The sequence below is a fragment of the Kitasatospora sp. NPDC059973 genome (assembly GCF_042737525.1).
In the GTDB taxonomy this organism is placed as follows: domain Bacteria; phylum Actinomycetota; class Actinomycetes; order Streptomycetales; family Streptomycetaceae; genus Kitasatospora.
Map to the genome: position 1 here is coordinate 1 of NZ_JBHWUI010000269.1, position 6,794 is coordinate 6,794.

Genomic DNA, 6,794 nt, shown 5'->3' on the forward strand with positions numbered 1-6,794 from the left:
CCGCGCTACCGGGGCGGACCGGGCCCCGCGGGCACCCCGCGGAGTCCGGCCCGCCCCGCGCCCGGTACCGTCGCCCGTCTCGGCGGGCCCGGTCGCGCCCCGGTTCGCCCGGTTCGCCCGAGCGGCCGGGGGTGCCCAGGCCCCGGCTGGCCGGACTGCCGCGAAGGCTTTGCATACAAATTCCAAGCGTCGTATACAATTGCCGCTTCGCCGTTCGTCCACGTCACCCCAGGAGCCCGGCATGGCCTTCAACCTCCGGAACAGGCACTTCCTCAAGGAGCTCGACTTCACTCCCCAGGAGTTCCGTTTCCTGGTGGACCTCGCCGCTCAGCTCAAGGCGGCGAAGTACGCGGGCACCGAGCAGCCCCGACTGCGCGGCAAGAACATCGCGCTGATCTTCGAGAAGACCTCCACCCGGACGCGCTGCGCCTTCGAGGTCGCCGCCCACGACCAGGGCGCCACCACCACGTACCTGGACCCGTCCGGCTCGCAGATCGGCCACAAGGAGTCGATCAAGGACACCGCGCGGGTGCTCGGCCGGATGTTCGACGGCATCGAGTACCGGGGCCACGGCCAGGAGGTCGTCGAGGAGCTGGCCGCCCACGCGGGCGTCCCGGTCTGGAACGGCCTGACCGACGAGTGGCACCCCACCCAGCTGCTCGCCGACGTGCTGACCATCCAGGAGCACACCGCCAAGCCGCTGCCCGAGGTGGCCCTCGCCTACCTCGGCGACGCCCGCTCCAACATGGGCAACTCGCTGCTGGTCACCGGCGCGCTGCTCGGCATGGATGTCCGGATCGTCGCGCCCCGGGCGCTCTGGCCCACCGAGGACGTCCGCAAGGCGGCCGAGGTGCTCGCCGGGTCGACCGGCGCCCGGATCACCCTCACCGAGGACGTCGCCGCCGGGGTGGCCGGCGCCGACTTCCTCTACACCGACGTCTGGGTCTCGATGGGCGAGCCCAAGGAGGTCTGGGCCGAGCGGATCGAGCTGCTCAGGCCCTACCAGGTGTCGATGGACACCGTCCGGGCCACCGGCAACCCGGCCGTGAAGTTCCTGCACTGCCTGCCCGCCTTCCACGACCTGGGCACCGTGGTCGCGCGGCAGCTGCACGAGCTGACCGGGATGGCCGAGCTGGAGTGCACCGACGAGCTGTTCGAGTCGGACCACTCCATCGTCTTCGACCAGGCGGAGAACCGCCTGCACACCATCAAGGCCGTCCTGGTCGCCACCCTCGGGTCATAGGGATCGCCGGACGGCCCCTGGCGGCGGTCAGAGCTTCAGCTTGACGCAGGCGGCCCGGTCGCCCGCGGCGTGCGGTCCGGCCGGGGTGCCCGCGTGCAGGACCAGCGAGCGCGCCTCGCCCGGCCGGGGGCGCCAGGCCACCGAGCCGGCCGCCGAGCCGGCGCCCCGGCCGTCGGTGCGCAGCGTCAGCCGCAGCTCGTTGCGGTCGTTGGCGTAGGCGGGGTCGGTGGACGGCTGCACCGGGTCCACCGCGTGCTGGTAGTGCGGGCCGGAGGCGGCCGGGTCGGCCCCGCAGGAACCGGTGTGCAGGTGCGCCGGGAACTCGTGGTCCGGAGCGAGCCCGGACACCGTCATGGTCAGCAGGGTCTGCCCCGGCACCGAGCGGTCCACCACCACGCGGACGTGCGAGCCGTACGGCACCAGGTCGGCGGCGTGGCTGATCGCGGTCGGCGGGACGAAGGCGGACGCCGGGTCGAAGGCTGCCTCGACCACTGAGACCACCCGGGCCCCGGCGTCAGCGGCGCCAGCGGCCTCACCGGAGGTCCCGGCGCCGCCGGACCCCTCGGAGAGCGGGGACGCCGGCGCGGCCTGGGCGGCCCGGGCGGGGGGAGTGGTCGCGGCGGTGGCGGCGGGCGCCAGCAGGGCGAGCGGGAGCAGGGCGGCGGCGATCGGACTGGGCATCGGCGGGCCTTCCGGGGAGCGGGCGAGCGGTACGGCGGACGCCGTGCTCAACGGCGGTCGCCACCGAACGGACACCCCCGGCACGCGCCCGGTCTTCCCGGGCCGCCCACACCGGCTCGGCCGCCCCGCCTGCGCCCGGTCCCCACCCCGGTCCCCGCGCCGCCGCCGCCTCGCCGGAGCCCCGGTCCCCGCCCCGCGAACACCGCTGGACACCCGGCCTTGGGGGCCGCGTCACGAGGGGTTCGGAAGAGATGTGCCGGGCGCGGGCAGCGTGGAGGTGGTGCCGACGTGGCGGACGCGCCGCCATGCACTATGGTTTATCTCGACATCGAGATAACTGCCCATTACTCTATATCTCGACATCAAGATACTTGCCGAGGGGCGCTCACCGGCGGTGCGGGCAAGGTCAGCCTAAGTAAGGCTGACCTTACCACCGTGGCGGCCGGATACCGCACGAAGCACCTAGAAGGAGTCAGTCGTGTCCGCGAACAGCTTCGACGCCCGCAGCTCGCTGCAGGTGGGCGACGAGTCGTACGAGATCTTCAAGCTCTCCGCCGTCGAGGGTTCCGAGCGGCTGCCCTACAGCCTCAAGGTGCTGCTGGAGAACCTGCTCCGCACGGAGGACGGCGCGAACATCACCGCCGACCACATCCGCGCGCTCGGCAACTGGGACGCCGACGCCCAGCCGAGCCAGGAGATCCAGTTCACTCCGGCCCGAGTGATCATGCAGGACTTCACCGGCGTGCCGTGCGTGGTCGACCTCGCCACCATGCGTGAGGCCGTCAAGGAGCTGGGCGGCGACCCGGCCAAGATCAACCCGCTGGCCCCGGCCGAGCTGGTCATCGACCACTCCGTCATCGCCGACAAGTTCGGCACCCCGGACGCCTTCGTCCAGAACGTCGAGATCGAGTACGGCCGCAACAAGGAGCGCTACCAGTTCCTGCGCTGGGGCCAGACCGCGTTCGACGAGTTCAAGGTCGTCCCGCCCGGCACCGGCATCGTCCACCAGGTGAACATCGAGCACCTGGCCCGCACCATCATGGTCCGGGGCGGCCAGGCCTACCCCGACACCTGCGTCGGCACCGACTCGCACACCACCATGGTCAACGGCCTGGGCGTGCTGGGCTGGGGCGTCGGCGGCATCGAGGCCGAGGCCGCGATGCTCGGCCAGCCGGTCTCCATGCTGATCCCGCGCGTGGTCGGCTTCAAGCTCAACGGCCAGCTGCCGGCCGGCACCACCGCCACCGACCTGGTGCTCACCATCACCGAGATGCTGCGCAAGCACGGTGTGGTCGGCAAGTTCGTCGAGTTCTACGGCGAGGGCGTCACCGCGATCCCGCTGGCCAACCGCGCCACCATCGGCAACATGTCGCCGGAGTTCGGCTCGACCTGCGCGATCTTCCCGATCGACGCCGAGACCATCAACTACCTCAAGCTCACCGGCCGCAGCGAGCAGCAGCTCGCCCTGGTCGAGGCGTACGCCAAGGAGCAGGGCCTCTGGCACGACCCGTCGGTCGAGCCGGTCTACTCCGAGTACCTGGAGCTGGACGTCTCCACCGTCGTCCCGTCGATCTCCGGCCCGAAGCGCCCGCAGGACCGCGTGATCCTGGCCGAGGCCGCCGACAAGTTCGCCGAGGCGCTGCCGACCTACTCGGCCGAGGCCTCGAAGCCGACCGCGGTGACCGCCCCCGACGGTTCGAGCTACGAGATCGACAACGGCGCGGTCGTGATCGCCTCGATCACCTCCTGCACCAACACCTCCAACCCCTCCGTCATGCTGGGCGCCGCCCTGCTGGCGAAGAAGGCCGTGGAGCGTGGCCTGACGGTCAAGCCGTGGGTCAAGACCACCCTGGCCCCCGGGTCCAAGGTCGTCATGGACTACTACGAGAAGGCCGGCCTGCTCCCGTACATGGAGAAGCTGGGCTTCAACCTGGTCGGCTACGGCTGCGTCACCTGCATCGGCAACTCGGGCCCGCTGCCCGAGGAGGTCTCGGCCGCGGTCAACGAGTCCGACCTGGCCGTCGTCTCGGTGCTCTCCGGCAACCGCAACTTCGAGGGCCGGATCAACCCCGACGTCAAGATGAACTACCTGGCCTCCCCGCCGCTGGTGGTCGCCTACGCCCTCGCGGGCAACATGAACGTCGACATCACCCGCGACGCGCTGGGCCAGGACGCCGACGGCAACGACGTCTTCCTCGCCGACATCTGGCCGTCGGAGCAGGAGGTCGCCGACACCGTCGCCGGCTCCATCGACGAGGCCATGTTCGACAAGGGCTACCAGGACGTCTTCGCCGGTGACCACCGCTGGCAGTCGCTCCCGGTCCCGACCGGCAACACCTTCGAGTGGGACGCCGAGTCCACCTACGTCCGCAAGCCCCCGTACTTCGAGGGCATGGCCAAGACCCCGAGCCCGGTGACCGACATCGCCGGCGCCCGCGTCCTGGCCAAGCTGGGCGACTCGGTCACCACCGACCACATCTCCCCGGCCGGCAACATCAAGCCGGGCACCCCGGCGGCGCAGTACCTGACCGCCAACGGTGTGGAGAAGCGCGACTTCAACTCGTACGGCTCGCGCCGCGGCAACCACGAGGTGATGATCCGCGGCACCTTCGCCAACATCCGCCTGCGCAACCAGATCGCGCCGGGCACCGAGGGCGGCTACACCCGCGACTTCACCCAGGCCGACGCGCCGGTGTCGTTCATCTACGACGCCTCGCAGAACTACCAGGCCGCCGGCATCCCGCTGGTCGTCCTGGCCGGCAAGGAGTACGGCTCGGGCTCGTCCCGCGACTGGGCCGCCAAGGGCACCGCGCTGCTGGGCGTGAAGGCCGTCATCGCCGAGTCCTACGAGCGCATCCACCGCTCCAACCTGATCGGCATGGGCGTCCTGCCGCTGCAGTTCCCGGAGGGCCAGAACGCCGAGTCCCTCGGTCTGACCGGCGAGGAGACCTTCTCCTTCACCGGTGTGACCGAGCTCAACGAGGGCCGCACCCCGGCCACCGTCAAGGTCACGGCCGTCGGCGCGGACGGGAGCGGCAAGGAGTTCGACGCGGTCGTGCGCATCGACACCCCCGGCGAGGCGGACTACTACCGCAACGGCGGCATCCTGCAGTATGTGCTGCGCAGCCTGATCGGCTGAGCACCGCACGGGCGGCGGGGCTGAGCGAGGAAGAACGGCTCCGCCGGTAAAGAGGCAGTCAAGAGGCCGGATCGCGTCAACGCGGTCCGGCCTCTTGTATGTCCGGCCCGAATGGACTAAACCTCTGTTTCAGCTTGGTCCAGACCATTTGACGCTGAATCAGAGAAAGCCGCAGGTCTTCTCCCATGCGCATGATCAGTCGCACCGCCGCCCTCATCGCCGCCGCCACGGTGGCCGCCGCCCTCGCGGCCCCCACGGCCCAGGCCCACGACCGTGACCACGGCCCGAAGCTGAAGGGGCAGCGGGTCGGCTACTTCACCCAGTGGGGCGCCGACAGCTCCGCGAAGCGGGTGCAGGAGTCCGGTCAGGCCGAGAAGCTCACCGTCATCAACTACGCCTTCGGCAACGTCTCCGCCGAGGGCACCTGCTTCGAGTCCAACGAGGCCGGCCAGGGCGACGCCCTGAACGACTACCAGCGCCCGTTCTCCGCCGCCGACTCGGTGGACGGCGTCGCCGACCGCCCGGGCCAGAAGCTCAAGGGCCACTTCAACCAGCTGCGCAAGCTCAAGGCCGAGAATCCGCAGCTCAAGACGGTGATCTCGCTCGGCGGGTGGAGCTGGTCCAAGTACTTCTCGGACGCCGCCGCCACCGAGGAGTCCCGCCGGAAGTTCGTCTCCTCCTGCGTCGACCTGTACATCAAGGGCAACCTGCCCCAGCTCGGCACCGCCGAGGGCGGCAAGGGCGTCGCGGCCGGCGTCTTCGACGGCATCGACCTCGACTGGGAGTACCCGGGCGGCGGCGGTGACGCCGGCAACGTGGTGCGCCCCGAGGACGGCCGCAACTTCACCCTGCTGGTGCAGGAGTTCCGTCGCCAGCTGGACCAGCTCAGCGGCCGCAGGGGGCCGCACTACCTGCTGACCGCCGCGGTGGCCGCCAACGAGACCGTCGCCGCCCGGCTGGACCTGCCGGCGCTCTCGCGCTCGATGGACTGGCTCAACCTGATGACCTACGACCTGCACGGCCCGTGGGAGGGCACCGGCCCGGCCGCCCACCACGCCAACCTGTACTCCGACCCCAAGGACCCGTCGCCGCTGCAGCGCAGTGCGGACAAGGCGGTCGACTACTACACCCAGCACGGCCTGCCGGGCTCCAAGACCGTGCTCGGCGTGCCGTTCTACGCCCACGGCTGGACCGGGGTGGCGGCCGGAAAGCAGGGCGGCCTGTACCAGCCGGCCACCGCGGCCACCGCCGACTTCACCTACAACGAGGTCTCCCGGCTGCCCGGCAAGGTCTACACCGACCGTGACCACGGCGCGTCCTGGAAGTACGACGGCACCAACTTCTACAGCTACGACAACGCCGAGGTGCTCACCCAGAAGGCCCGCTACACCCGGTGGAATGACCTGGCCGGGGTGATGGTCTGGTCGCTGGACGGCGACGACGCCGACGGCAGCGCGCTCGCCGCCCTGGACCGCGGCCTCCAGCGCGGCTGACCGCTCCCGGCGCGGGACCCCCGCACGGCCGGCCTCCGACGCGGGACCCCCAATGCGGGACCCCCAACGCGGAACCCCCAACGCGGAACCCCCGATCCGGAATCCCCCTACACTGGCCCCCCGACGCGGGAGCCCCCCCCCCCCCCCCCCGCGGCGGGGGCGCCCCGGGGGCGGGCCCGCGGTGCGCAGACCCCCGCCCCCGGCCCCCCCCCCCCGGGCCCGGCCCCGGGCGCCCCGC

At 71.4% G+C, this 6,794-nt stretch carries 4 protein-coding genes; 3 read left to right on the forward strand and 1 reads right to left on the reverse strand.

Annotated elements, in window-relative coordinates; all coding sequences use genetic code 11:
- The first annotated feature begins 241 nt into the window (after positions 1–241).
- A complete protein-coding gene (gene argF, locus ACFWA9_RS37300) occupies positions 242–1,243 on the forward strand; it encodes an ornithine carbamoyltransferase (RefSeq protein WP_380393679.1) in 1,002 nt (333 codons plus the stop codon).
- Between the two features lie 27 nt (positions 1,244–1,270).
- Here the strand turns inward: argF and ACFWA9_RS37305 are convergent, their stop codons facing one another.
- Positions 1,271–1,924: a superoxide dismutase family protein gene (locus ACFWA9_RS37305; protein ID WP_380393682.1), complete on the reverse strand. Its 654-nt coding sequence runs from the start codon at positions 1,922–1,924 to the stop codon at positions 1,271–1,273.
- 478 nt (positions 1,925–2,402) lie between these two features.
- Between ACFWA9_RS37305 and acnA the strand changes: the two genes are divergently transcribed.
- Positions 2,403–5,063, forward strand: coding sequence for an aconitate hydratase AcnA (acnA, locus tag ACFWA9_RS37310; RefSeq protein WP_380393685.1), 2,661 nt, complete (start codon positions 2,403–2,405; stop codon positions 5,061–5,063).
- A 185-nt stretch (positions 5,064–5,248) separates the two neighbouring features.
- Positions 5,249–6,556, forward strand: coding sequence for a glycoside hydrolase family 18 protein (locus tag ACFWA9_RS37315; protein ID WP_352289205.1), 1,308 nt, complete (start codon positions 5,249–5,251; stop codon positions 6,554–6,556).
- Positions 6,557–6,794: the final 238 nt, after the last annotated feature.

Bases quoted from the DNA above. Each gene is read 5' to 3' on its own strand.
- argF (WP_380393679.1), top strand. From the start codon at position 242: ATGGCCTTCAACCTCCGGAACAGGCACTTCCTCAAGGAGCTCGACTTC.
- ACFWA9_RS37305 (WP_380393682.1), bottom strand. From the start codon at position 1,924: ATGCCCAGTCCGATCGCCGCCGCCCTGCTCCCGCTCGCCCTGCTGGCG.
- ACFWA9_RS37315 (WP_352289205.1), top strand. From the start codon at position 5,249: ATGCGCATGATCAGTCGCACCGCCGCCCTCATCGCCGCCGCCACGGTG.